Source organism: Mycobacterium paraterrae (assembly GCF_022430545.2).
In the GTDB taxonomy this organism is placed as follows: Bacteria; Actinomycetota; Actinomycetes; order Mycobacteriales; family Mycobacteriaceae; genus Mycobacterium; species Mycobacterium paraterrae.
Genome location: NZ_CP092488.2, coordinates 3,120,304 through 3,145,215, shown reverse-complemented (window position 1 = coordinate 3,145,215; position 24,912 = coordinate 3,120,304). Strand labels below are relative to the sequence as shown.

Below are 24,912 nucleotides of genomic sequence, written 5' to 3'. Positions count from 1 at the left end.
AGAGTTTGCGGCGCAGGCGCTCATCGATGATGAGAAAGGATCCTCTTGGTGCGCAGCCGTTACGCGGGCCAACCTTTCAGTACCTCCGACAGCGACATTGCGGCCGCGCTCGAGCAAGTCAGCATTCCCACCCTGCTGCTGTCGCTGGTGCACATCACCGGCGATTCCCGCTTCGTGCGCGATTTCAAACCAGCCGGAATCTTCCTCAACGAAGTGCAGGGCTTCATGTCCGAGGAGGAGAAAGCCCGCGCCCGCGCCGAGGCGCTGCAAGTGATCGCCGACTATCGCGACCGCGGGTGTCCGGAGCTCGCACCGCTGCCCGCCGACCTGATCAAGGAAATGATGGATTGGGCGGCGTGCGAAAGCGTGCCCGACGACTACGTACCGCTGCTCGCCGAGGAGATGGACCTCGAGGGCGTCGATCCGCGCCGGCCGGCGCCACTGGACTCAGATCACGCCGCGCAGCTACCGGTCGTGGTCATTGGCTGCGGTGAGTCGGGGATCCTGGCCGGAATCCGGTTGCGGCAAGCCAACATTCCCTTCACGATCCTCGAGAAGAATGCCGGCCCGGGCGGGACATGGTGGGAGAACAGCTATCCGGGGGCACGTGTCGACGTCGCGAACCACTTCTACTGCTACAGCTTCGAACCCAGTAACGACTGGTCGCATTTCTTCGCCGAACAACCGGAGCTGCAAAGCTACTTCGACCGGGTGATGGACAAGTATCAGCTCAACGACCACGTGCGCTGGCAGTGCGAAGTCGTCTCGCTCGAGTGGGACGACGAGGACGGTCTCTGGACCATCACCTCGCGGGAAGGCGACGAGGGCCTGACCACCATGCAGGCCCGGGCCGTGATCACCGCCGTCGGCCAGCTCAATCGCCCGCACGTACCGAAGTTCAACGGCGCGAACACGTTTCGTGGCCCGTCGTTTCACTCCGCGGCATGGGATCACTCTGTCGACGTCACCGGCAAGCGTGTCGCGCTGATCGGCGCCGGTGCCAGTGGCTTTCAGATCGCCCCGACCATCGCCGGCGATGTCGAGCACCTCACCGTCTTCCAGCGCACCGCCCAGTGGATGTTCCCCAACGCCATGTATCACGACGAGGTCGGCGACGGCGTCCGCTGGGCGATGGATCACCTGCCGTACTACGGACGCTGGTATCGATTCCTGGTGCTGTGGCCGGGATCTGACAAAGGACTCGACGCAGCGCGGGTCGACCCGGACTACGCCGACCAGGACTATGCGGTCAGCGAGATCAACGCCATGGCCCGGCTGATGTTCACCGACTGGATCACCGGCCAGGTCGACGGCGACGAGGAACTACTCGCCAAGGTGCTGCCGGACTATCCCGCGACCGGCAAGCGCACGCTGCAGGACGACGGCACCTGGCTGCGCACGCTGCGCCGCGACAACGTCGAACTGGTGCGTACACCCATCCGGGAGATCACCGCCGACGGCGTCGTGACCGACGATGGCAGACACCACGATGCCGATATCATCGTGTACGCCACCGGCTTTCGTCACACCGATGTCCTATGGCCGATGACGATCACCGGCCGCGACGGCGTCAACCTGCACGAAGTGTGGGGCAGCAAGCCGTTCGCTTACTTGGGCATTACCGTCCCGCAATTTCCCAACTTCTTCATCATCTACGGCCCGGGCGCGCATCTGGCCCACGGCGGAAGCCTGATCTTCAACTCCGAGCTGCAGATGCGCTACATCAACAGCTGCCTGGCGAAACTGGCTGACGCGGCGGTGCATTCGATTGAGCCGACCGCTGAGGCAGCCGCGGACTGGCATCAGCGAACCCAGCGCGAGATCAAGCAGATGGTGTGGGCGCATCCCGCGGTCGAGCATTCCTACTTCAAGAATGCCGACGGTGAGATCCACACTGTGAGCCCGTGGCGGCTCAACGAGTATTGGGCGGCAACCCGCGAGCCGGACTGGGCCGCGTTCGATGTCCGTCTCTCTACTAACGACTGACCGGAGCGGCTTGCGCAGCGGCTTCGGGTCTCAAATGTCGCCACCAGCAGGTGATGTAGATCAGCATCGACACAACGAGGGCGACGATCACCCACAGCACAACCGTCACGTCGACCCAGCCCCCGAAGGGCGGTGAACCCGGTAGTGCATTGCGCAACGGGACAACCGCGAAGAGCATTGCCGCGTACCAAGTCGTCATCGGCGGCTGGAACTTACGCCGATTACGCAGTGTCTGAATCGCGACGAACAAACCCAGAGCGGCGATCGCAACGAGCACACCGCAGATGACGAGTCCGAACGCCGCCGCGGACAACGAACGCCGCATGGTGATGTGCTGAGACCCGACAGTCTGCCCGTCGCTGGCGACGGCCTGCCAGCCCGGCAGATGGTTGACGATGGTGACCGGCAACGCTTCCGGCACACCGTTTTCCCCACCGTGCAGCAGCTGCACCTCAATCGGACCCGAACGATAACGGTCGAACGGCCACCGTTCGGTTTCCCCGGCAATGGTCAACGGGACCGGGAAGACGCCCGGGAGCATGCCCTTGGTCCAGGTGCGGCGGGTCGGTGTGGCAGCGGATCGAACCCAGACGCTCATGTCCTCGGTGATGTGCTTGGTTTGCGGGTCCAGCAGCGAGTTGGCAGGTGAAATCGCCAGGTTTACCAGCAATACGCTGTAGTTGGATTGGATATCTTCTACTGAGATGATCGCTGTGGACTTGTCACTGGGAACCGCGACCTCTGCCTGATGGTGGACGGCGGCGCCGTGGGCATACAACGCGATCGAAGCGATGTAAATCGCGACAACGGCTGCAACGATTCCGAACGCACCGAACTTCACGGCTGCACCAAGCACCGGCCGCGCCCGGCCACCACATGGTCACTCACGCACTTGCCCCCCGGGACGCTCTCGTTCAGGGCAATGTAGTTGACCGTGGGCTTACGCGCGACCGAACTCGCCAAGCGGCGAGGGCCGATTGTCTCGTTCCTCCTCGCCGCGTCCCGCGGCGCATCGTCACTCGACGGTGACGGATTGTCTTGTTCCTCCTCGCCGCGTCCCGCGGCGCATCGTCACTCGACGGTGACGGATTGTCTTGTTCCTCCTCGCCGCGTCCCGCGGCGCATCGTCACTCGACGGTGACGCTCTTCGCCAGGTTTCGCGGCTTGTCGACGTCGTAGCCGCGGGCCTGCGCGACCGACGCCGCGAACACCTGCATCGGAATGGTGGACAGCAGCGGCTGCAAAAGCGTTGAGACCGAAGGGATTTCGATCAGGTGGTCGGCGTAGGGCCGCACCGTGTCGTCGCCTTCCTCGGCGATCACAATGGTGATCGCACCGCGAGTCTGGATCTCGCGGATGTTGGACAGCAGCTTGCCGTGCAGGGTGGCCGAACTCTTCGGTGACGGCATCACGACGATCACCGGCAGGTCGTCTTCGATCAGCGCGATCGGCCCGTGCTTGAGCTCGCCCGCGGCGAAGCCCTCGGCGTGCATGTAGGCCAGTTCCTTGAGCTTCAGCGCACCCTCCAGGGCGACCGGGTAGCCGACGTGGCGGCCCAGGAACAGGATCGTCGACGCCTGCGCGAACCTGTGCGCCAGGTCGGCAACCGGCGCGATCTCCCCGATCACACGGCCCACCAGGTCCGGCATCGCTTCCAGGTCGCGATATTCGCGCTCGACCTCGTCGGGGTATTTGGTGCCGCGTGCTTGCGCCAGCGCCAGGCCGACCAGATAGTTCGCCGCAACCTGTGCCAAGAAGGTCTTGGTCGACGCCACGCCGATCTCGGGTCCGGCGCGCGTGTAGAGCACCGCGTCACATTCGCGCGGAATCTGCGAGCCGTTGGTGTTGCAGATCGCGAGCACCTTGGCCTTCTGCTCCTTGGCGTGCCGCACCGCTTCCAGGGTGTCGGCGGTCTCCCCCGACTGCGAGATGGCGATGACGAGCGTGCTGCGGTCCAAAACCGGGTCTCGGTAACGGAATTCGCTGGCTAATTCGACTTCGACGGGTAGCCGTGTCCAGTGTTCGATGGCGTACTTCGCCAGCAGGCCGGAGTGGTATGCCGTACCGCAGGCAACGATGAAGACCTTGTCGATCTCGCGCAGTTCCTGGTCGCTGAGGCGCTGTTCGTCGAGGACGATGCGGCCGTCGACAAAATGCCCGAGGAGTGTGTCGGCGACGGCAGTGGGTTGCTCGGCGATTTCTTTGAGCATGAAGTACTCGTAGCCGCCCTTCTCGGCGGCGTCGAGGTCCCAATCGATATGGAATGGGCGAGCATTCGCGGTGTCGTCATTGCCGTGGAAGTCGGTGATCCGGTAGCTGTCGGCGGTGATGGCGACGGCCTGGTCCTGTCCGAGTTCGACGGCGTCGCGGGTGTGCCCGATGAACGCGGCGACGTCGGAGCCGACGAACATCTCGCCCTTGCCGATGCCGACGACCAACGGCGTAGACCGGCGCGCGGCGACGATCGTGCCCGGTTCGTCGGCGTTGGCGAACACCAGCGTGAAGTGCCCCTCGAGGCGTCGCAGCACGGCCAGCACGGAAGCGGTGAAGTCGCCGGCCGTATCGCCGTGGTGATAGTTCCACGCGACCAAGTGCACGGCCACTTCGGTGTCGGTGTCGCTGGCGAACTCGACACCGGCGTTTTCGAGCTCGTGGCGCAGCGGCGCGTAGTTCTCGATGATGCCGTTGTGGACGACGGCGATCTTTCCCGCCGCGTCGCGGTGCGGATGGGCGTTGCGGTCGGTGGGACGTCCGTGCGTCGCCCAGCGGGTGTGGCCCAGCCCGGTCGTTCCGCTAAGCGAGTCGGCGTCGGTCTCGGCGAGGGCGACCTCCAGGTTGGCCAGCCGGCCTGCCCGGCGCCGGACCGTCAGCTCACCGTCGCCGTCGACCAGCGCGATCCCGGCCGAGTCGTAGCCGCGGTATTCCATCCGGCGTAAAGCGTCGACGACGACTTCGAGGGCAGGTTGATGCCCGACGTAGCCGACGATTCCGCACATAGGCTGCCAGGATAGTGCAGTGACCGGGGTCTGGGCGCATACGCGGCCGCCGCGCCACGCAGTGCAGCCGCCCCAACTGGGACGGCTGCACCCTCCTGACCTGCGCTAGGCCAGATATGTATGTAATTTTCGGCGTGCTGGCTGAGCCTAGTGCTGCCAACCCTGGTGGTTGTCCCAGCCGGGTCCGCCCGGGCCCCGACCGTTGTCCCAACCCGGGTGGTCCCAGGGGCCTGGTCCGTCCCCGTGCCAGGGCCCGTTGCCGTGCCAATGGCCCGCGTCGTGAGGCTCGCCGTCGAAGTAGTTGTCATCGTGGCAGCGTCCCCAGTCGAAGTTGTTACCCCAACCCGGGTCCCACCACTGCCCCGGACACCAGTGGTAGTCCGGCATCGGAGCCATCGGCATAGCCTCAGCGACGCTCGCCGCGCCGACGCCAGCGAGTCCCAGACCCGAGGCGATAGCGGTCGCAGCTGCGATTCTCTTGATGTTCATCACCCGTCACTGATACCACCGCGCAGAACTCAGCTAAACCCTTAGCCGGCAGAAGTTGTTATGAATCGCTGTGAATGACGTTGGTATTGACTAGGTTTCAATAGCTGGTGCAATAGCGTTGACGGCAGCGTAAGCATTCTGGACTGCGGCATCTCAGTTGCAGCGAAACCCGCAGCGCAAAATCTGCCGGATTGCTGTCAACAAACTTCGTATCGACTGAGATGCCCTGCGGGCGAGGTATCGGCAGCGTGGATGACGTGCGCTACCGTCATCGGGTGGCAAAGACCAGCAAGCTCGTCGGTTCCTTACGCCGACGCGGTCCGCACAAGGTGCTGCGCGGCGACTTGGCCTTCGCGGGGTTGCCGGGGGTGGTCTACACGCCCGAAGCGGGTCTGCACCTACCTGCAGTGGTGTTCGGTCACGACTGGCTCACCGGTGTGTCGCGGTATTCGGGATTGCTGGAGCACCTCGCGTCGTGGGGCATCGTCGCGGCGGCCCCGGACACCGAGCGCGGGGTGGCGCCGTCGGTGTTGAACCTTGCCTTCGACATGGGCACGGCGCTGGACATCGCGACCGGAGTCCGCTTGGGCCCGGGCAAGATCAGTGTCCAAACCGACAAGCTCGGCGTCATCGGGCACGGTTTCGGCGGCTCGGCCGCGGTGTTCGCCGCCGCCGGCATGAAGACCAAGCCGCAGGCGGTCGCCGCGATTTTTCCCGCCGTCACGACTCCGTCCGCCTCGCAACCGGCGGCATCGTTGCGGGTGCCTGGCGTGGTGTTCAGCGCACCGGGATCTGCCAAAGCTTTGCGTTACAACGCTATCGAGCTTTGGCAGGCCTGGGATGCGGCAACCCTGCGGATCGTGAAGAAGGCGAAGGCCGACGGATTGGCAGAGGGCCGACGGGTGACGGCGGCATTCGGGCTGGGCGGTCCAGATCGCAAGACACAGAAGACCATTCGTGCCCTGCTCACCGGCTACCTGCTCTACACACTCGCCGGCGACAAGACTTACCGTGATTTCGCCGACCCCGACGTACAGCTGCCCAGAACTCTGCCGATCGGCGATGAGGCCGCAGTGGTGAGTCCCGAAGAGAAGTTCGTCGCGCTGCTCAAGGGCTGAGCCCCGAACTACTGTCCGGCTTGCGGCAGCTGGTCCTCGGCGATCTCACACGGGGTCGACCCGTCGGGTGGCGCAACCGCCGACGGTTGATCAGCGGTCTGCGTGGCCTCGGGCGAGGGTTGGCCGACGGGCCCTGCGGCCGGGTCGGCGACGGGCTCCGCTGGCGCCGAGGGACTTTCGGCTGTAGCGGCTTCGGGTGTCGGACCGCCAACGACGCTGGCCGGCTCGGCGACATCCTTAGCTCCGTCCGGCGTGTCGTCGTCATCGACCACGGGTTCGCCGTCATCGGGGTCGCCGTCGTCGACGCCCAGGGGGTCTTCTGTGTCGCCCAGCCCGTTGTTACCGAGGCCATCGGTAAGTGAGCTCAGCAAACTGCCGATGCTGTCGACGATGCCGCTGACGATCCCGCCGATGCCACCGGTCATGCCGCCGAGGCCACCGAGACCACCGGAGCCAGTGGACAATCCAGCGGCGTCCCCCAGCGGATCCAGGGGCGTCGGGGGCGTCGGGGGCGTCTCTTCCGGCTCGTCGGCGGGAAGCGGTTGTGCCGCTTCGGGTGTCGGCTGCGGAGCGGCGAACCCGGGCACCCCGGCCGGCACGGTCGGCAATGGACTGGCCGATAACGGACTGGCCGGTAACGGTATCGGCGGCGGCGCGGCCGGAACCGGCTGCTCGTCTGGATGCCACTGGGGACTCAAATCCCCTGGGATGTCGAACCGCACCTCGGCCGTCGAGGCCAACGCATGGATGGCCGCGTCGTAGGACGCCGCGATCGAGGCATTGGCTGAGCTCATCGCGGCGAGCCAATCGTTGCGAATGTCGTTGTCGACGAACGGTATGACGTGGCGATGGACGATCACCTCGGCGGCCGAGCGGTCACCCGCTGTGACCGCCTGCGCGGCCGCCAACCACGTCGAGCGCTCGGCAGCGGATCGCTCGTCGATGGCGACGGTAGTGGCGACCTTGCCGTCGACGGCCTGCCATACGTCGTCGCGCAACGTGGCGCAGTGCTCGGCGGCCGCCCGGACACGGGTGGTCACCTCTTCCGCCACGTCGCAATGGCGCTCGAGGAATCGTGCCGCCGACTCCGCGCCCGAACCCCGCCACGCGGCCGCGAGTTCGGTCACTTGCGTCCGCTGCAGCCACAGCGCCTCTTCGATCGCCGTGACCGCGGAGCGCAGCGTGGTGACGTCGTCGTCGAGTACCCGAAGGTCAAGTCCCACTTCGGTTTCGTACCAGTCCCCCACCTGAGAGGCATGCGCGGTGAGGTCGGGCTGCTGGTAGCCGAGGACCTCACAGGCCCGCACGTATCTTTGTAGGTGATCGACCGCGGGCCGTCCTTCGGCAAGCCGTGTCGTCACGTCGAACCGCTCGGTCATCAGCCGACCCGCGCCGCGGCGAACCGGTCGGCGTCGACGTACCGGTCGACCCCGGTGCGCAGCGCAGAGCTGACTTCCATGCTGGCGCGTGCCCATTGCGCGAGTTCGCCGCCGAGTCGGTGCAGCGCGAACCGCAGCGCGTCGCCCTGGCCGATGTACGCGCGGCCCGAGGCCGTCCCGTCGAACGCCAACCGACCGAACTGGGCGCGGACCGCGCCGTCGATCAGATGAGCGGCGTCGTCGAAGCGTTGCGCGACGGCATGTATCGAAGCAGCGTCGACGAATGCGTCTCGTTGTGCCATGACAAGTTCGACGCGACGAGTCGCGGGAAGGTTCCGTCTTAGCGGGTGGCGCGGACCGTCTCGGCGACGTGAGCCGCGAGCCGGTGCGCGACGTGTTCGTCGTCGGCTTCCACCATCACCCGGATCATCTGCTCGGTTCCTGAGGGCCGCAACAGGATTCGACCAGTATCGCCGAGCTCGTCCTCGACTTCCTGCACGGCGGATTGCACTGCCGGCGCGGCGACCGCGGCCGCCTTGTCGGCGACGTCGACGTTGATCAGAACCTGCGGGAGGGTGTGCATCGGCGAGGCCAGCTCGCCCAGCGAGGCTCCGGTTTGGGCCATCCGCGACATCAGCCGCAGACCAGTCAGGATGCCGTCACCGGTGGTCGACAGCGCCGGCAACACAATGTGCCCGGATTGTTCACCACCGAGGCTGAACTTGCCAGACCGCAACTCTTCCAACACATAGCGATCGCCGACGCTGGTGGTGCGCACCTCCACCCCGGCCGCGCGCATCGCCAGGTGCAGACCGAGGTTGCTCATCACCGTCGCCACCAAGGTGTTGCCGGCCAGTTCACCAGCCTCCTGCATCGCCAGCGCCAAGATCACCATGATCGCGTCGCCGTCGATGACCTCACCCGAGGCGTCGATGGCCAGGCAGCGGTCGGCATCACCGTCGTGCGCCAAACCGAGGTCGGCGCCGTGCTCCAGCACCGCCGCACGCACCACATCCAAGTGGGTCGAACCGCAGCCGTCGTTGATGTTGAGGCCGTCGGGTTCGGCGTTGATCGCGATCACGCGCGCCCCGGCAGCGCGGTAGGCGCGCGGCGCGGCGATCGAAGCGGCGCCGTGCGCGCAGTCGACCACGACGGTCAGCCCGTCGAGTGGAACGGTGCCGGCCTTGCCGACCTGACGCAGATAGCGGTCCAGGGCGTCTTCGGCCTCGACCACCCGGCCGATGCTTGCGCCGACGGGACGCAGGCCGGGCCCGCCCGCGACCAGGTCCTCGATCTGGTCTTCGGTCGCATCATCGAGCTTGTGCCCGCCCGGACCGAAGATCTTGATGCCGTTGTCGGGCATCGGGTTGTGCGAGGCGGAGATCATCACGCCGAAGTCGGCGTCGTAGGCGTGGGTCAGGTAGGCCACGGCCGGGGTGGGCAGGACGCCGCAGCGCAGCGCGTCGACGCCCTCGCTGGTCAGGCCCGCGATCACCGCGGCTTCCAGCATTTCGCCGCTGGCCCGGGGATCGCGCCCGATCACCGCGACGCGGCGACGTCCGCTGTCCGCCCTGGTCAGACGCCGAGCGGCCGCGGCACCGAGAGCCAATGCGAGCTCGGCGGTGAGCTCGCGATTGGCAACCCCTCGGACGCCGTCGGTGCCGAATAGACGACCCATAGTTCTCCTTTATGCCGCGAGCGTGCGCGTTTGTACGCCGACACGCCGACGCATGCGTACAACGATGCACGCTCGCGGCCAAAAAGATCAGCGCTTGCTGTACTGAGGCGCCTTGCGGGCCTTCTTCAGGCCGTACTTCTTGCGCTCGGTGGCACGCGGGTCACGGGTGAGGAAGCCGGCCTTCTTCAGGGCCGGACGGTCCTCGGGCTGGACCAGGATCAGCGCCCGGGCAATCGCCAGCCGCAGCGCGCCGGCCTGGCCGGACGGGCCGCCACCGTCGAGGTGGGCGTAGACGTCGAAGGCGTCCACCCGGTCCACGGTCACCAGCGGAGCCTTGATCAGCTGCTGGTGGACCTTGTTCGGGAAGTAGGCCTCCAGGCTGCGGCCGTCGAGGTCGAACTTGCCGGTGCCGGGCACCAGACGGACCCGCACGACGGCTTCTTTGCGGCGGCCGACGGTCTGGATCGGGCGCTCGATGACGATGTGGTCCTCGCGCGGCGCCGGGGCGGCGGCCGCGACGGTCTCTTCGACGACCTCGGTCTCGGTTGCGGCAATGTCGGTCACTGGGCCACCTGCTTGATCTCGTACGGGGTCGGCTGCTGAGCAGCGTGGGGGTGCTGGGGGCCGGCGTAGACGTGCAGCTTGCGCTTGATCTGACGGCCCAGCTTGTTCTTGGGGATCATGCCGACGATGGCCTTCTCCACCACGCGGTCGGGGTGCTTGTCCAGCAACTCGCCGATCGTGCGGCTCTTGAGCCCGCCGGGATAACCCGAGTGACGGTAGGCCAGCTTCTTCTGCAGCTTGTCGCCACCGATGGCGACCTTGTCCGCGTTGATGACTATGACGTAGTCGCCGCCGTCGACGTTCGGGGTGAATGTGGGCTTGTTCTTGCCACGCAGCAGGTTGGCTGCTGCGACGGCAAGGCGACCGAGCACCACGTCCTGGGCGTCGATGACGTACCACGTCCGCGTGGTGTCACCCGCCTTCGGCACGTATGTGGACACGCGCTTACCTCTCGTTTCCGGGTGTTCAACCCGATTGTGGATCCCGGTGACCCGGGTGCCGATCAGACGCTTGCGGACGGGATGCTCTCGGCGACCGACGTTGACCCGAGTCCCGGCGTTCCGCACGCCAACGGAGCAGCTTACCGGCGGACATCCGCGCAGGTCAAAACGCGACCCCCAGCCCTCGACGCCCGCAGCGTAGACTAAATAAAATCGCGGTGACTTTAAATACGAGGAGGTCAAGGGTGCCGAACAGTGAGGCGAACGAGCCCGAAGCGACCGACCGATTGATCGACAAGATGTGGCGCAAACGCGCCGAACTGCTGTGGTGCATGGCCGCCGTCATCGCGCTGCTCTCCGTCGTGCGCCCCGTCGTGCTGATCGGGGCCGCGCTGGTGATCGCGACCATCGGGGCGGCGTGGATGGGCTTTCACGAACTGATGACTCGCGCCGACCGGGACGATGCCGAACGGCCCGTGGCTCCGCTGCGCCCGCAGGCCGACCCCCGGCAGCCGGGCACCTCGGCACCGCACGCCCCCTGGCAAGGTGGCCACGCCGCCTGATCGAGAATGCCTGCGCGGTTCCGCCGGTCTCTCCTACCGACGGAACCGCGCAGAGTCTTTGTGTGGTCAGGGCCCCTGGCGGGCCCACACTCCGGCGGCTCGGTGATCGGCGGCCGCCACATCGTCGGCGCCGTCCCGGACGGCGTTCCCGAGGTCCGTCAAGATCTCGTTGAGCGCGTGGGCGGCCTGATGCCACTTGAGCTGCTCGACGGCGTACGCCGTCGCCGCCTCACGCGTCCATAGTTCGTGCAACGGCGCGACGTGCGACTTCAGATCCTGGAGTGCCGCATTGAACCGCGACGACGCGGCGTGGATCTCCTGGCGAACGGACGTCTCGATCTCGTCGAAGTTGTAGGACAGGTGCTGGTCGATCACGATGGCCTCACAGATGTCCGGCGGCGGCGCCGATGTGCCGCGCGTGATTCTCGGCGGCATCGCGCAGCGTGATTTCGTTATGGCGAATGGTCTCCGCGATGGCGTGCAACGCTTGATGCAATTTCGTCGACTCCGCGTTCCACCTATGCACCACCTCGTTGAATCGCGACGCCGCCATCCCGCCCCACACCGACTGCGGTACCGCGGTCATGCGACCGATGAACGCCTGCAGCGCCGCACGCATCTCCTCGTTGCGGCTGTCGATGGACGCCGAGATCGAGCGCATGAGATCGAAGTCCGCGCTGAGTGCATTGCCGCCCGTCGGTGCGCTCACGTGTCCTCCTTCCGCCGGTTGTCGGGCTTTGCCCACGCTTACGAAATGTCAGACTCGATCCAGCGGCGTTTGGTTCCGCTATTTCAGGTCAGGGCCCGTGCCGTGCGGATCGCCAGCTCGCACTCGCGGCTCACGGCATAGGGGCGATCGCTCGGGTTCTGACATCCGATGCTGATCCGAACCAACGCGTCGACCCACACTGTCCAACGGATCTCATGCCCGGCCCGAATCTCGCGGTAGGTCACCACCGGACGTCCGGCGCGGTGGTCTCTCGGGTTGAAATCGACGAAGACACCGACCGGCGCCGCATCTATCGCCGTTTTGAGGAAGTCGGCGGTTGCGTCCAATCCGGGGAGCGCAACGCGCGACTGTGTCACGTGCAACGCAACGTCGGGATCGGTTGGCGACGTTATCTGCACCCGCGCCGATCCGGGGCCCGCGACGATGCGGCGCGTCGGCCACCCGGCCGGAACCTCCACGGCTACATGCCCTTCCACGATGAACGTTGTCGAAAATGAACTTTCCCGCGGTGCGGGATGACGATGACGTACCTCCACACCGAGGAGCGCTGCGGCCACCGACGCCGACGCCGCCGCGACGCGTCGGGCGCTCCGCAAGGATCGACGGCGAGCCGATGCGCTGAGGCTTTCGACACTCGATTGCAGTTGTCCGACAATCCTTTTCAACCGGGCGTCATCGACCACCACCACGTCCGTCAGTCCGTTGCGACGCAGCGCCGCCGCGATTGCCCCCGCGACCCTGCCAGCGTCCGGCACCACCGCCGCAGCGTCGATGACCACCGCTGCGCTGGCGCCGCATGTCATGGTCGAAATCGACTCCGCTACCGCCTCGGCGACAGTTTCGACGTCTCGATTTCGGCGTTCGACCGCCACCGCCTCACCGGTCGTGACGACGAAATCGGCGGTGATCTCGACTACCGCCGCCGCACCCGCACGTGCCGCCTGTCTGAGCAGCCATGACCGGGACCGGGTCTGCGGGTCGCCCGTCAACGCCTCTGCGGCTGAACGGATCACCTCGACACGCGCCGACGACCACCAGGACGGGTGGACCACCGTCACGCCACGGGCCGACCCGCAGTCGACCGACGCCAGAGCCTGCCGCCACAGCGACGCGACGGTGACTGGTCGAAGACCGACGAGCGCTAGCGGATCGTCGATGCCATCGAGTGCCGCCCGCTCGACCTGGTGATCTGCCACCGTCACGCCGCCGCAACACAATCGGCGAATCGCCGCCGGTCCGGCCTCGATGAGGTGCGCCTCCACGGTCACGGCGTCCAACCGACGTGAATCATCTGCGGGTCGCCACGTCCGCGTGAGATGAGCATTCCGCGCCCGGGCGGTTGCGGCGATGGGCGCACCGTGCCGATTGCCAGGCCATCGTCGGGGCTCGCACTCATCAGCAGCGTGGCGCAGCCGGCGTCGCGGATTCCGGCGAGCACAGGTTCGAACAGCGCGCGGGCGGCGCCGCCACTGCGCCGAGCCACCACGACATGCATCCCGACGTCTCGGCTGTACGGCAACATCTCCAGCAGAGGCATCAGCGGATTGCCGCCGACACCATCGACGAGCTCGTAATCGTCGATCACGATGTAGATGTCCGGCCCCGACCACGACGACATTCGCCGCCGTAATGCCCCGAGCACCTGCGGCATGGCGTCGGCTATCGCGTCGGCCGAAGGAAGGTAGCCGCCAAGGTGTCCGGACTCTGGCCCGACCACGCCGAGCAGCGACCGCCTCGGGTCGACGACAAAGAGTTGAGACTGCGCCGGGGTGCTCGTTCTCATCAGCTCCCGACAAAGGGTGCGCAAGGTCGCGGTCTTTCCGCACTCGCTGTCGCCGAGGATCAGCAGATGCAGCTGCCGCGTGAAATCGATTGTCAGCGGCTCGAGCTCAGTTTCTTCGACTCCGACGATGGGCCCGGCATTAAGCGCACCCGCCTGGCCGATTACGAGGTCCAGGTCGATGCGGGCGGGCAGCACCGGAACCGGCGGGGCGGTCCAGCCTCTGGAGAGTCGCAGCGGAGAGTCGTCGCCGTCGAGGCGGGCCAACGCGATGACCATGTGCAGGCCATCGGGAGATAGGCCCCGCCCGGGCGTGCTGACCGGCACCTCGTGGGCCAGCCGGCGATCGATTTCGGAGTCCGACGGGTCGCCGAGCCGCAGCTCGATTCGCGTTCCGATCTGGTCCCGCAGTGCGGGCCTGATCTCCGGCCAGCGCGAGGCCGCGATTATGACGTGCACACCGTACGAAAGGCCGTCGGCAGCAAGCGAAGTCACCCACGATTCCGCTGCCTCGAACTCGCGCTGCAGGCTGACCCACCCGTCGACAACCAGAAAGACGTCCCCGAATCGGTCGCAGCGCGGGTCATGTGCAGCCCGCAGTTGTCGATAGTGCGCCATGGATTCGATGCCGTGCTGGCGAAAAAGTGTCTCGCGCGCCCGCACAATGCCACCGAGCCGGGAAAGGGTGCTGCGGACTCGCTCGATATCGGAGCGCCCCGCGACGGAGCCGACGTGCGGCCAATCTCGCAGCGCCGCCAGGGAACCGCCACCGAAGTCGAGGCAGTAGAACTGCACGAGGCGCGGTTCGTGCGTGACCGCCAGCGCGGTGATCAGTGTGCGCAGGGCTGTCGACTTTCCGGACTGGGGTGCGCCGACCAGGGCGACGTTGCCCGCGGCCCCTGACACGTCGACAACCAGAGGCGTTCGTCGCTGCTCGAAGGGACGGTCGACGACCGCGATCGGAGCCGTCAACACGGTTGTGGGCCCGACGTCGTGGAGAACCGCATCCAGTTCCGGCGATGCGGAAAGCGGCGGCAACCAGACCTCATGTGCGCGTGGACCTTCGGTGGACAGCCGACCGACTATCGCCTGCAGCACGCTCGGGTATTCGGCAGGTTCCGTTCCCGCGCCTTGATCAACCGAGACCTGGCCGACGGGCGCGGTGGTGAACGGATGTACAAGCCCCGGCGCCGCTCCTCTCGTGGAGCGCCCCGGCTCGTGCACGGCAGCGGGCGTCGGGCCCGAGACGAACGCCGTCTGGAATCGGATCGGCGCATCGGTGCCTACCCGCAGATAGGCGGCGCCCGGTGTTGCGGGTAGCTCGTACGCCGCGGACGTCCCCAGCACGAGCCGGGAATCGTTCGATGACAACGTCTTCAGGCACAGGCGGTAGGACAGGTGTGATTCCAAGCCCCGCAGGCGGCCTTCGTCGAGCCGTTGACTGGCCAACAGCAGATGTATGCCCAGCGATCGTCCGAGCCGGCCGATCGCAACGAAGACATCGGCAAAATCCGGTTGCTGAGTCAGCAATTCGGAGAATTCGTCGACGATGATGAACAGCACGGGCAGCGAATCGAGCCGCGCGCCGGCACGTCGCCGACGCTGGTAGGCCGCGATTCCGTCGAAGTTGCCCGCGGCACGGAGCACTTCCTGCCGGCGGTTCATTTCACCCATCAACGCATCCCGCATGCGGGTAACCAACGCCGCTTTGTCGGCCAAGTTGGTGATGACCGCCGCCACATGCGGAGCGGGCTCCAGTCCCGCGAACGTCGCGCCGCCTTTGAAATCGACCAGCACAAGGTTGAGTTCCTCCGACGAATGGCCGACGATCATGCCCAGTGCCACGGTCCTCAACAACTCCGACTTCCCGGAGCCCGTCGCGCCGATGCAGAGTCCATGCGGTCCCATCCCCTTCGCCGCGGCTTCTTTGATTTCCAATTCCACCGGCGCGCCGGCGGCGTCAATGCCGAGCGGCACACGAAGGAACATGCCGCGCCGAGCGATCCTGTGCGCGACAGGCGAATACGACGCGACATCGACGATGTCGACCAGGTGCTGCCAGTCCGTCCCGCGGGAAGTCGCAGGACTGGGGCCACCCCGGCACCCAGCCAGTCGCTGTGCGCACAGAAGCGCGGCGGCGTTACTCAGCCGATCGGCCTGTGCGCCGACGAGGTGGCCGCACACGACGACGGTTACCGGATCGTCGTCGATACCGTCGATCGCCAGTGTCGCGACGCCACTTCGTGCGGCATCGCCGACGCCCTCCTCGCTGTCGACCACGACGACACCGTGATACCCGTGTGCAACCACCGCGTCTCGTGCCGACGACAGCGATGAGTAGACCATCCGGACCGGACCCGCGTCATCGCAGGCCGTCGGATGGCGATTGTGCGGCAACCATTTCAGCCACTCCCAGTGCGGCCGATGTACGTCGGTCACGACGGCGGCGATCAAGACCGTTGCCGGGCTGTGCATCACGGCCAGTTGGCAGATCATTGCTCGCGCCAGTGCGCGCGCCTGACTTCCATCACCACGAAGCGTCACCGTGGCCGAGCCGCTCAGCGCAACGACGATCGGAATGTTCGCCACGGTCGAATGAGTGTGAAGGAGACGTTTCAGCGCGGAAACCCCTACCGGATCGAATCGGTGCACTGTGTCCATCGGAGGCTCGATCAACCGCGTTGCAAGCGAAACGTTTCCGACGCCGATCCGCACTGAGCAGAAATCGCTGTCGGTGGGCGTCCGTTCCCACATCCGCGGCCCGCCGATCAGCGTCCACAATGTGTCGGGATCAGGGTGGCACCAAACCATCGAACAATGTTGTGCCGCCGCGGTCTTCACGGCGGAGTTCCGAATTTCGGAGAGGTACTCGAGGTAGTCGGCGCGACGGGCATTGACCTCCCCGCGCCGCCGATCCACACCGGAGACCGTCGTCGCGATCGCCGACACCAGCATCATGAGCGGAAGCATCATGAATGCCGGGTTGCGAGCAACGGTCGAGCGCGCGTAATACGCGGCCGCCATTACCCCCGCCGTCACAACCGCGGTCACGATCGGCACAAGGCGCGCGACCAGGCTCGACGGCGCCGGGGCGCTGGCCTCGGGCGGCGCCACGACGGCAATGTCGTTCGTCGCGTGCCGGGGCGGCGGAACCCGTTTGGGCGACAGACCGTCCATGCCTCGGGCACGGTAGGCAAAAGCACGATCGGCGACAACTCGCCTGTGGAGCAACGGATACGGGTACGTCGGATAGCCGCTAGCGTCCGAACCGACGGAGAACGGAGCTGGCTGTGTATCAAGGATCGGGTGCAATAACTCAACGACGGCTGACGGTTCGCGCCAATGCCACCAGCGTCGACCTCGTTTTGCCGGACGCGATGCCGGTTGGATCGCTCCTTCCGCCGATTCTCGACGCCCTCAACGATGCGGGCGGTGTCGACCCGGCTCTGACCGCTGTTTCGTATCGGCTGTCCTTGCCGGATGGCAGTCTGCTGGATGGATCGAAGACACTAACCGAACTCGAGATTCGCGATGGCTGTACATTGCTGCTGATTGGCTCCACGATGGAATTCGCGCCTCCACCGTGCGACGACATGGCCGAAGCAGTATCGGTGACGGTCGCCGGGGCGGCGCGGCCATGGACTCGACGCTTGGCCCGCGCTGTCAGCTCGCTATCCGCCGGTTGCCTGGCCGGTGTCGCGGCGACGGTGCTGATCCGAACAGCGTTTGGTGAAGACACGCACCGCATGGGTTGCACCGGCGTCGCCGTCAGCGCTGGCTTGCTGGCACTGCTGGCGTCGCTGAGTGCATTCCGTGTTTTCGATGAACCCGACGCCGGCCTGCCACTGGGATTGGCGGCGATCGTTTTCGTCGCGCTTGCCGGCTTGTTCGTCGTTCCCGGCGGGCCCGGCGCACCGAACGCACTCGTCGGATTCGCTGCCGCGGCAACCACCGCGGCCGCGCTGCGCGTATTCACTGGTCGTCCGGAAACATTCACTGCGCTGGCATGCGTTGCGACGACAGGGGCGGCCGCCGCGGCCGTCGGAGTCCTGATCGGCGCGCCCCTCCCGGCAGTCGGTGCGGGAATGGCCGCCGCCTCGCTGGCGGTCATCGAAGCCGCGGCACCGCTGTCAATGTTGCTCGCTCGACTATCGCCTGTGAACGACGACGGCCCAGATGGCTTGCACGCGAGAACGCTTCACGCGCACACATGGCTGACCAGCGTGATCGCGGCATTTTCCGCATCGGCGGCCATCGGTGCTGTCAGTGCAACCCGGAAGCCGGACGCGCCCACAATCGTCTTCGCGGTCGTCGTGGGTCTCACGCTGGTGCTCCGGGCGCGACGACACCACGACGTCAACAGATCACTGCCCGCCATTGTCTGCGGAGGGGTTACGCTCTGCGCTGCCATCGTCGCAGCCGCCGTCGCATACCCGAGGTACACGTTCGAGATCGCTGCGGCCGCAATGGCGTTGAGCACGTTCGCGCTGTACCTCGGATTCGTGGCCGACCCGACGACCGGGGTCCCGACTGGGCGACGAGGTGTGGAACGAGTGCAGTATTTCACGCTGGCGACGGTTGCCCCGTTGGCATTCTGGGTGTGCGGTCTGTATGGCGCCGCGCGCAGCCTGACCGTGCCGTGATGCAGTCACGCTCGGCGATAGGCAGGTGTGTGGTCATCGCGGCGTTGGTCGTTGTGTCAGGATGCATCACACCGTCGGCGCATGCGGTGTCGCCGCCGCCCATCGACCCGAGTCGGCTCCCGCCGCCCGCGCCCGCGCGCCCTCCCCTACCGACCGTGCAGCGCGAGACCTGTGCGACGCTGTCGATGACTCGCGGCGTCGACTCAACGCAACTCTCCGGCCTCGATCTGCAGCAGGTGTGGAAGCTCACCACCGGTTCGGGGCAGCGCGTCGCCGTCATCGACACCGGGGTCAGCTCACACCCGCGGCTGCCGCATCTGACCGCGGGCGGCGACTATGTCTCCGCCGGAAACGGGACCCAAGACTGCGACGGGCACGGGACCGCAGTGGCCGGGATCATCGGCGCTGCAGCTGATCCCACGCACGCCGATGCCTTCAGCGGTGTCGCTCCAGGAGTCGAGCTGATCAGTGTCCGGCAGTCCAGCACAAAGTTCGGCGCGGTCGCCGACGCGACGAACTCCGGCTTCGGGGATGTGGACACCATGGCCCGGGCTGTCCGGACCGCGGCCGACCTCGGTGCCACTGTGATCAACATTTCCTCGGTGGCCTGCGCTCGCGGAGAGGCGGCGCTCGACGACCGGCCACTGGGCGCCGCGTTGGCCTATGCCGTCGACATCAAGAACGTCGTGGTGGTGGCGGCGGCCGGAAATACCGGCAGCGGGCAATGCCCGGAAGGTCAGGCGGGATCCACGGTGATCGTGAGCCCAGCCTGGTACGACGACTTCGTACTCACCGTGGGGTCGGTGAACGCACGCGGAGAGCCGTCGTCGTTCTCCATGGCCGGGCCGTGGGTCGATGTCGCCGCCCCTGGCGAAGGGGTGATATCGCTGAGTTCATCGGGCACTGGGCTCGCCAATGCGATTGCCGCACAGGACCGCCCGGCTCCGCTGTCGGGAACGAGCTACGCCGCACCCGTGGTCAGCGGCCTGGCCGCGTTGATCCGCTCGCGATTTCCCACCTGGACCGCTCGCCAGGTAATGCAACGCATCAAAGCTACCGCACATCATCCGCCGAGCCGATGGGATCCACAGGTCGGCGCGGGCAGGGTGGACGCTCTCGCCGCGGTGAGCACCGATACACCGACCACGCCCGCCGCGCCGCCAACCCGGAAGTCGGCACCCGTCGCTTCACCTGTGCGTGCCGCAGCACCGGACCGTAGGGCACAGCGTGCGGCGATCGCCGGGGCAACCATTTGCGGTGCCGCATCGGTCGGAGTGCTGACTTTTGGCGCTCTGCGCAGCCGACTACGGCGTGCCGGTCGATCGGGCAACGAGCGGAACGTCATGTGCGACTAAGGCATTGGCTCGGCTTAAATCCGGCCCCGCGGGCAGTGTGGCCAGTATCGGCCACGGCGCCGGGATCATCGTAGGGGGCAGGCCGAGGTCCCGGGCGGCGTCGTCGTCACGAACGGAGAAACGCACACCGGTGTCGGCGATCAGGTAGCGAATACCCGCCGCAGCATCGCCACCCGACAGACTGGTCGCTCGTACGTAAGCCAGCCGTCCGGGTGGCACATACACGGCATCGACAGCGGGTCCTCCCGCGTCGGCCTGCGCCAGGATAACCGGGGCATGCCCGACCGGAATTGGCGGTGCGCCAAGCGAAACCGACACCGCCGCGCCCCCCGGCGGCGCTGATGTCCATCTCGCACAGATCGTCGTATCACGAGCCGGCGCCTGCAGAGAAGACCGGTCGGGAAAGTCGGACACCGCCAGCCGCGTCACCGCTTTGGTGGCGCGGATGACATCGGGTGCTACCGGGATCGCCGTGCGAGTTCCGTGCGAATCGGAGAATCGCACCAGATCGGCGGCAAGCTGCCCGACCCGCTGCACGCCGTCCCGCAACACCACGTAATATTCGTCGCCACCGCTGCGGGCTACCCGTAGCACGCTGCCGACCGGAAAGCCGGGCAGCGAGTCAGGCCCGCGCTTGCCGACGTCAGGAATTCGTGGCGCTGCGATCGGCGGCGCCTCCGGGACCAGGTTCAGCAGAGTTGACGACACCTGTAGCGGCGCCTGGTCGACGATCCGCAAAGCGCGCACAACCGCGGCGTCATCCAGATTCACCACCGCCCGGCGACCGGCGAACAGTAGATATGTCGACCCACCCGCCGTCGAAACGAGCAGGGTCTGATCAGGCGTCAAAGCGTCTGGTTGCGATGCTGCTCCGACGACAACCGTCGTCCGGTCGGCGCTGTCACAGACGGTCCACCTCGATTCGCTTTCGCTCAGCGGCTCGCCGAGGAACTGCGGCGCTCCGGGGATACCGAGCGTCGCGCCCAGCTTGTCGCGACGGAGCGCAACGGCGTCCATCGGTTGCGGGTCAGCATTGGTCCGTGCGATCAACCGGGCGGAGGCCAGGTTCAGCACTGGGTGCAGTGTCTCGCCCAACCGGACGTATAGCGCTCCCGAACGCCTCTCCATCAGGATCGGCGCGTTGCTCGCGGCCGGCACCGGACGCAGCACAGCCAGCAGCACGCACCCGACGGTGGAGACGACCGCAAGGACCAGTCCGACGCCCAACCACTGCGCCGGGGCGCGGATCGACTCGTTCACCGCGCGCAGATCGATGCCCAGCAAGGCACACTCGATCCGCCGTCGCAGGAACCGGTGTCCACTGATCTGCAGCCGCGTCGTCGGATGCCATGCCATCCCTCGTCACGATAGGCAGCGGCCGCGCCCTAGCCTGCCGCCGGTCCACAGGCGACGGAAGATGTGACCAGAGTGGCAAAAATCCGTAGAATCAGCTGGTGAGCATTAGCCGTAAGAGCTGTTACGCGTCGCGTCGCGCCTGGTCAAACACATTTAGCCTGACCGCCGCCGCATTGCTGAGCACCGGTGCGTTGCTTGTCGCGCCCGGCGCCGCCCCGTCGGCGAAGGCCGACAACTGCCCGGACGTCGCGGTGACCTTCGCCCGCGGCACCGACGAGCCCAAGGGTCTGGGCCGCGTCGGCCAGGCCCTCGTCGACGGCATCCGGCAGAACACCGGCAAGAACGTCGACGCCTACGCCGTCGACTACCGCGCCACCCTCCTGCAGATCCACGGCAACGACGGCGCCAAGGACGCGATCAAGCACATCAAGGAGATGGCCGACAAGTGCCCGGCCACCCCGCAGGTGCTCGGCGGCTACTCCCAGGGCGCGTCGGTGGTCGACATCGTCACCGGAACGCAGATCGGCGGAATCGGCTGGGGCGACTCGCTTCCCGCGCAGTACGCCAGCCACGTCATCGCGGTCACCACGTTCGGCAACCCGGCCGACCGCAGCGGCGGCTCGATCGCGGCGCAAAGCGCGATGTTCGGCGCCAAGGCCGTCGACTACTGCAACCCGGAAGACCCGATCTGTCACGCCGGCGAGGGCAACGAGTGGAAGGGCCACACCGACGGGTACGTGCCCACCTACACCAACCAGGCCGCCAGCTTCGTGGCCACCCGACTGCTGTCGGTGCTGGCGCCCACCATTCCCGCAGGCCCGCTTGGTATCCCGCCCGGTCCCGGCTCTCCGGGCCCGTTCGGTCCCGGTCAGGGTCCGGCGCCCGGCCCGGTTCCCGGTGCACCCGGCCCGACCGTGGTCGACCAGACCACCCCGGCGTCCTTTCACTGACAGAACATGACGCCGCGGTCCGCGCTGGCCTGGCTGATGTCCGGCTTGCTCGCCGCAACTCTGCTGCTTGCTCCCGCGACGGCGCCAAGAGCGTCCGCCGCCTGCTCCGACGCCGAGGTGGTGTTCGCTCGGGGGCGCCAGGAGTCACCCGGCGCCGGGATCCTGGGCAACGCCTTCGTCAGCGCGTTGCGATCGAAGGTCCACAAGAACATCGGCCTCTATGCGGTGCGCTACCCGGCGGACACTGAAGTCGCCGTCGGCGCCAACGACATGAGCGCTCACGTGCAGTCGACGATCAACAGCTGTCCCGACACCCGCATCGTGTTGGGCGGCTACTCGCTGGGCGCCGCGGTCACCGACGTCGTGATCGCCGCTCCCGGCGCGATGTTCGGCTTCACCAATCCGCTGCCGCCCGGGGCCGATCAGCACATCGCGGCGATCGCCCTGTTCGGCAACGGCACCAATTGGGTCGGGCCGATCGCGAACTTCAACGGGCTCTATGCCGATCGCACCATCGACCTGTGTCACGGCGCCGACCCGATCTGCAACCCGGCCGATCCGCACACCTGGCAAAACAACTGGAACCAGCACATGGCCGCCGGCTACATCCAGGACGGCATGGTGAACCAGGCGGCCGACTTCGTCGCCGGCAAACTCGGCTGACCGCCGCGATTTACAGGTTGCTCACAGCGGGCGAATAACCTTAGCGGCTACCGTTTGCTCATGCGATCCGGCCTATTCCGTCTAGCAGCGGTGGCGACGTTCGCGGCCGGTTTGCTGGCCGCCCCGGCCTTCGCTCCCCTGGCATGGACGCCGCTGCCACATGCCTCCGCTGCCTGCCCCGGTGTAGAGGTGGTGTTCGCCCGCGGCCGTGAGGAGCCACCCGGACTCGGCGCGGTCGGCGACGCATTGACCAATTCGCTGCGCGCAAAGGTGCCGAACATGTCGGTCGGGGCCTATGGCGTCAACTATCCGGCAAATATCGATGTCGAGAGCGGCGCCAATGACATGGCCGGGCACGTTCAATCCATGGCCAGAAGTTGCCCGGACACCCGCGAGGTGCTCGGCGGCTATTCCCTCGGCGCCGAAGTGGCTGACGTAGCGACCGCGGGGCGTATACCCCCGGGTATGGATCGGCACGTCGCGGCGGTCGCCTTGTTCGGTAATGGCACCCACCACGTCGCCCCCGCTTTCGCAGGCAAGACGATTGACCAGTGCGCGCAAGGTGACCCGATCTGCAAACCGGGCATCCACGACATGCACTGGTCGTCACACTTGCAGCCGTCCTACATCGACTCGGGCCTGGTGGATCAGGCCGCGAACTTCGTCGCGGGCCGGCTCTAGCGGGTCCGCAAGTCGCGGGTGATCAACGTCCGCGCCTGCAACTCACTGTCGGGCGGATAGTCGACGCCGACTAGCGTCAGCCCCCGCGCCGGCGCGGCGGCGAAATCACTGGAACGCTTTGTGTCGCCGAGTAATGCGGCGCACCAGTCCGCGGTGCGCCGGTGTTCACCGACCGACAGCACCGCTCCGACCAGTGAGCGCACCATCGACCAGCAGAACGCGTCGGCGGTGACGTGGGCGGTGATCAGGTCACCGTCGAGCTCCCAGTCGAACCGCTGCAGGTCGCGAATCGTGGTCGCGCCCTCGCGGTGACGGCAGAACGCGGCAAAATCGTTCAGGCCCAACAGCTTCTGCGATGCCGACGACATCGCGTCGACGTCGAGCGACCGGGGCCAGCTGGTGATGTAGCGGGCCTGATGCGGTTCCACCCCGTAGACCGCCGTCGAGATCCGGTAGACATAGTGCCGGCGCAGCGCGGAGAAGCGGGCGTCGAAACCGGCTGCCGCACGGACGATGTCGCGGACGCGGACGTCGGCGGGCAGCAGGCGGCCCAGCCGACGAACCAGCGGCTGGAATTCGGCCTGATTCGGCCGAGGGGTGCGTGGATAGACGTTGGGCAGCGCGTCGGCGGGGACGTCGACGTGGGCTACCTGGCCGGTGGCATGCACGCCGGTATCGGTGCGCCCGGCAGCGCGCAGCCGCACCGGGCTGCGGAACACCGTCGACAGCGATTCCTCGAGAACACCCGCGACGGTGCGCTGCCCGGCCTGCGTCGCCCAACCGGCGAATTCCGTTCCGTCGTAGGCGATGTCGAGCCTAAGACGAACGTACCCGCCATCGGCTTCGATGGCGGGCACGTCGTTCAACGGCTCCTGGTCAGGACTCGTCAGCGTCTCCGGCCTCGGCTTCGGCGGTGGTGGTCTCCGCCTCAGCGGCCTCCGCCTCAACGGGAGCCTCGGCCTCGACCGTTGTCGGCTCCTCGACCGCCTCCGGCTCCACCGCGGCCTGCGGCGCTGCCGCGGCGGCCACTGGGGCCTTGGCGGCCGCCTTCGACGCGCCGACCCGACGCGCACGGTCGGCCTCAGACGTCACCGTCTTCTCCTGCACCAGTTCGATGACCGCCATGGGCGCGTTGTCGCCCTTGCGGTTCTCGACCTTGATGATGCGCGTGTAGCCACCGTTGCGGTCGGCAAAGTGCGGGCCGATCTCAGCGAACAGGGCGTGCACCACGTCCTTGTCGCGGATCTTCTTGAGCACCTCGCGCCGGTTGTGCAGCGTGCCCTTCTTGGCGTGGGTGATCAGCTTCTCGGCGTAGGGCCGCAATGCCCGCGCCTTGGGCTCGGTCGTCTTGATGCGGCCGTGCTCGAACAGCGCCGTCGCCAGGTTGGCCAGGATCGCCTTCTGGTGTGCAGACGACCCGCCGAGGCGAGGACCCTTGGTGGGCTTGGGCATTGCGACTTCTCCTTGAAGTGGCCGACCCCCGTATCAGGTAGGGCCGGGACGGACGTTGGTTGTGTCCGGTTCCTCAGCGGCCGAACAAC

At 66.8% G+C, this 24,912-nt stretch carries 23 protein-coding genes; 8 read left to right on the top strand and 15 right to left on the bottom strand.

Features of this window, described 5'->3' with window-relative positions; all coding sequences use genetic code 11:
- The first annotated feature begins 48 nt into the window (after positions 1-48).
- On the top strand, positions 49-1,986 hold the full coding sequence (locus MKK62_RS15160) for a flavin-containing monooxygenase (RefSeq protein WP_240259561.1): 1,938 nt from the start codon (positions 49-51) through the stop codon (positions 1,984-1,986).
- Here the strand turns inward: MKK62_RS15160 and MKK62_RS15155 are convergent.
- The 3 genes from MKK62_RS15155 to MKK62_RS15145 all read right to left on the bottom strand — a co-directional run bounded on the left by MKK62_RS15155 (position 1,976) and on the right by MKK62_RS15145 (position 5,471).
- Positions 1,976-2,842 carry a DUF4436 domain-containing protein gene (locus tag MKK62_RS15155; protein WP_434084949.1) on the bottom strand — a complete coding sequence of 289 codons (867 nt, stop codon included), beginning with the start codon at positions 2,840-2,842 and terminating at the stop codon, positions 1,976-1,978. The genes MKK62_RS15160 and MKK62_RS15155 overlap by 11 nt on opposite strands.
- A gap of 271 nt (positions 2,843-3,113) precedes the next feature.
- On the bottom strand, positions 3,114-4,982 hold the full coding sequence (glmS, locus tag MKK62_RS15150; protein ID WP_240259565.1) for a glutamine--fructose-6-phosphate transaminase (isomerizing): 1,869 nt from the start codon (positions 4,980-4,982) through the stop codon (positions 3,114-3,116).
- Positions 4,983-5,129: 147 nt separating this feature from the next.
- Entirely contained in the window at positions 5,130-5,471 is a 342-nt protein-coding gene (locus MKK62_RS15145) for an Mtp family mycobacterial-type pilin (RefSeq protein WP_240259567.1), read from the bottom strand.
- A 275-nt stretch (positions 5,472-5,746) separates the two neighbouring features.
- On the opposite strand from MKK62_RS15145, the gene MKK62_RS15140 reads away from it, so the two are divergent.
- The gene (locus MKK62_RS15140; RefSeq protein WP_240259569.1) at positions 5,747-6,589 is read left to right on the top strand and encodes a dienelactone hydrolase family protein; all 843 of its coding nucleotides are present in this window, start codon (positions 5,747-5,749) and stop codon (positions 6,587-6,589) included.
- An 8-nt stretch (positions 6,590-6,597) separates the two neighbouring features.
- Here the strand turns inward: MKK62_RS15140 and MKK62_RS15135 are convergent, their stop codons facing one another.
- The 5 genes from MKK62_RS15135 to rplM form a co-directional block, all read right to left on the bottom strand.
- Positions 6,598-7,968, bottom strand: a complete 1,371-nt coding sequence (locus MKK62_RS15135) for a hypothetical protein (RefSeq protein WP_240259571.1) — start codon at positions 7,966-7,968, stop codon at positions 6,598-6,600.
- Positions 7,968-8,270, bottom strand: a complete 303-nt coding sequence (locus MKK62_RS15130) for a type VII secretion target (protein WP_240259573.1) — start codon at positions 8,268-8,270, stop codon at positions 7,968-7,970. The genes MKK62_RS15135 and MKK62_RS15130 overlap by 1 nt, the downstream gene beginning before the upstream one ends.
- A gap of 38 nt (positions 8,271-8,308) precedes the next feature.
- Positions 8,309-9,646, bottom strand: a complete 1,338-nt coding sequence (gene glmM / locus MKK62_RS15125) for a phosphoglucosamine mutase (RefSeq protein ID WP_240259584.1) — start codon at positions 9,644-9,646, stop codon at positions 8,309-8,311.
- Positions 9,647-9,733: 87 nt separating this feature from the next.
- Positions 9,734-10,129: a 30S ribosomal protein S9 gene (gene rpsI, locus MKK62_RS15120; RefSeq protein WP_434085090.1), complete on the bottom strand. Its 396-nt coding sequence runs from the start codon at positions 10,127-10,129 to the stop codon at positions 9,734-9,736.
- 77 nt (positions 10,130-10,206) lie between these two features.
- A complete protein-coding gene (gene rplM / locus MKK62_RS15115; protein ID WP_240259610.1) occupies positions 10,207-10,650 on the bottom strand; it encodes a 50S ribosomal protein L13 in 444 nt (147 codons plus the stop codon).
- Between the two features lie 245 nt (positions 10,651-10,895).
- On the opposite strand from rplM, the gene MKK62_RS15110 reads away from it, so the two are divergent.
- Positions 10,896-11,213 (top strand): hypothetical protein, encoded by a 318-nt coding sequence (locus tag MKK62_RS15110; RefSeq protein ID WP_240259612.1) that lies wholly within the window; start codon positions 10,896-10,898, stop codon positions 11,211-11,213.
- Positions 11,214-11,279: 66 nt separating this feature from the next.
- On the opposite strand, the gene MKK62_RS15105 is transcribed toward MKK62_RS15110, so the two are convergent.
- The 4 genes from MKK62_RS15105 to eccCb all read right to left on the bottom strand — a co-directional run bounded on the left by MKK62_RS15105 (position 11,280) and on the right by eccCb (position 16,900).
- Positions 11,280-11,585: a WXG100 family type VII secretion target gene (locus MKK62_RS15105; protein WP_240264136.1), complete on the bottom strand. Its 306-nt coding sequence runs from the start codon at positions 11,583-11,585 to the stop codon at positions 11,280-11,282.
- Positions 11,586-11,595: 10 nt separating this feature from the next.
- Positions 11,596-11,874: a WXG100 family type VII secretion target gene (locus tag MKK62_RS15100; RefSeq protein WP_240264137.1), complete on the bottom strand. Its 279-nt coding sequence runs from the start codon at positions 11,872-11,874 to the stop codon at positions 11,596-11,598.
- 131 nt (positions 11,875-12,005) lie between these two features.
- Complete coding sequence (locus MKK62_RS15095) at positions 12,006-13,211, bottom strand: type VII secretion-associated protein (RefSeq protein ID WP_240259621.1); 1,206 nt, start codon at positions 13,209-13,211, stop codon at positions 12,006-12,008.
- The gene (eccCb, locus tag MKK62_RS15090; protein WP_240259631.1) at positions 13,208-16,900 is read right to left on the bottom strand and encodes a type VII secretion protein EccCb; all 3,693 of its coding nucleotides are present in this window, start codon (positions 16,898-16,900) and stop codon (positions 13,208-13,210) included. Before eccCb ends, MKK62_RS15095 begins: the two co-directional genes overlap by 4 nt.
- A 113-nt stretch (positions 16,901-17,013) precedes the next feature.
- Between eccCb and eccD the strand changes: the two genes are divergently transcribed.
- A complete protein-coding gene (gene eccD, locus MKK62_RS15085) occupies positions 17,014-18,366 on the top strand; it encodes a type VII secretion integral membrane protein EccD (protein ID WP_240259648.1) in 1,353 nt (450 codons plus the stop codon).
- The gene (mycP, locus tag MKK62_RS15080) at positions 18,366-19,721 is read left to right on the top strand and encodes a type VII secretion-associated serine protease mycosin (protein ID WP_240259658.1); all 1,356 of its coding nucleotides are present in this window, start codon (positions 18,366-18,368) and stop codon (positions 19,719-19,721) included. The genes eccD and mycP overlap by 1 nt, the downstream gene beginning before the upstream one ends.
- Here the strand turns inward: mycP and eccB are convergent.
- On the bottom strand, positions 19,671-21,077 hold the full coding sequence (eccB, locus tag MKK62_RS15075) for a type VII secretion protein EccB (protein ID WP_240259665.1): 1,407 nt from the start codon (positions 21,075-21,077) through the stop codon (positions 19,671-19,673). The two genes, mycP and eccB, sit on opposite strands and share 51 nt — an antisense overlap.
- Before the next feature lie 176 nt (positions 21,078-21,253).
- Here eccB and MKK62_RS15070 point away from each other — a divergent pair, with 176 nt between their 5' ends.
- From MKK62_RS15070 to MKK62_RS15060, 3 genes are read left to right on the top strand one after another with little or no spacing between them, the layout of a single operon-like run.
- Entirely contained in the window at positions 21,254-22,027 is a 774-nt protein-coding gene (locus MKK62_RS15070) for a cutinase family protein (RefSeq protein ID WP_240264138.1), read from the top strand.
- Positions 22,028-22,033: 6 nt separating this feature from the next.
- Positions 22,034-22,690 (top strand): cutinase family protein, encoded by a 657-nt coding sequence (locus tag MKK62_RS15065; protein WP_240259667.1) that lies wholly within the window; start codon positions 22,034-22,036, stop codon positions 22,688-22,690.
- Between the two features lie 60 nt (positions 22,691-22,750).
- Positions 22,751-23,371, top strand: a complete 621-nt coding sequence (locus MKK62_RS15060; protein WP_240259669.1) for a cutinase family protein — start codon at positions 22,751-22,753, stop codon at positions 23,369-23,371.
- Here MKK62_RS15060 and truA read toward each other — a convergent pair.
- Together truA and rplQ are read right to left on the bottom strand one after the other, a co-directional pair.
- Positions 23,368-24,261, bottom strand: a complete 894-nt coding sequence (gene truA, locus MKK62_RS15055) for a tRNA pseudouridine(38-40) synthase TruA (RefSeq protein WP_434085089.1) — start codon at positions 24,259-24,261, stop codon at positions 23,368-23,370. The genes MKK62_RS15060 and truA overlap by 4 nt on opposite strands.
- Positions 24,248-24,823: a 50S ribosomal protein L17 gene (gene rplQ, locus MKK62_RS15050; RefSeq protein WP_240259687.1), complete on the bottom strand. Its 576-nt coding sequence runs from the start codon at positions 24,821-24,823 to the stop codon at positions 24,248-24,250. The genes truA and rplQ overlap by 14 nt, the downstream gene beginning before the upstream one ends.
- Positions 24,824-24,912: the final 89 nt, after the last annotated feature.

Coding starts and splice junctions, on each gene's coding strand:
- glmS (WP_240259565.1), bottom strand. CDS start 4,982: ATGTGCGGAATCGTCGGCTACGTCGGGCATCAACCTGCCCTCGAAGTC.
- MKK62_RS15145 (WP_240259567.1), bottom strand. CDS start 5,471: ATGAACATCAAGAGAATCGCAGCTGCGACCGCTATCGCCTCGGGTCTG.
- MKK62_RS15135 (WP_240259571.1), bottom strand. CDS start 7,968: ATGACCGAGCGGTTCGACGTGACGACACGGCTTGCCGAAGGACGGCCC.
- MKK62_RS15130 (WP_240259573.1), bottom strand. CDS start 8,270: ATGGCACAACGAGACGCATTCGTCGACGCTGCTTCGATACATGCCGTC.
- glmM (WP_240259584.1), bottom strand. CDS start 9,646: ATGGGTCGTCTATTCGGCACCGACGGCGTCCGAGGGGTTGCCAATCGC.
- MKK62_RS15100 (WP_240264137.1), bottom strand. CDS start 11,874: ATGCGCTCGATCTCGGCGTCCATCGACAGCCGCAACGAGGAGATGCGT.
- eccCb (WP_240259631.1), bottom strand. CDS start 16,900: ATGGACGGTCTGTCGCCCAAACGGGTTCCGCCGCCCCGGCACGCGACG.
- mycP (WP_240259658.1), top strand. CDS start 18,366: ATGCAGTCACGCTCGGCGATAGGCAGGTGTGTGGTCATCGCGGCGTTG.
- eccB (WP_240259665.1), bottom strand. CDS start 21,077: ATGGCATGGCATCCGACGACGCGGCTGCAGATCAGTGGACACCGGTTC.
- MKK62_RS15065 (WP_240259667.1), top strand. CDS start 22,034: ATGACGCCGCGGTCCGCGCTGGCCTGGCTGATGTCCGGCTTGCTCGCC.
- MKK62_RS15060 (WP_240259669.1), top strand. CDS start 22,751: ATGCGATCCGGCCTATTCCGTCTAGCAGCGGTGGCGACGTTCGCGGCC.
- rplQ (WP_240259687.1), bottom strand. CDS start 24,823: ATGCCCAAGCCCACCAAGGGTCCTCGCCTCGGCGGGTCGTCTGCACAC.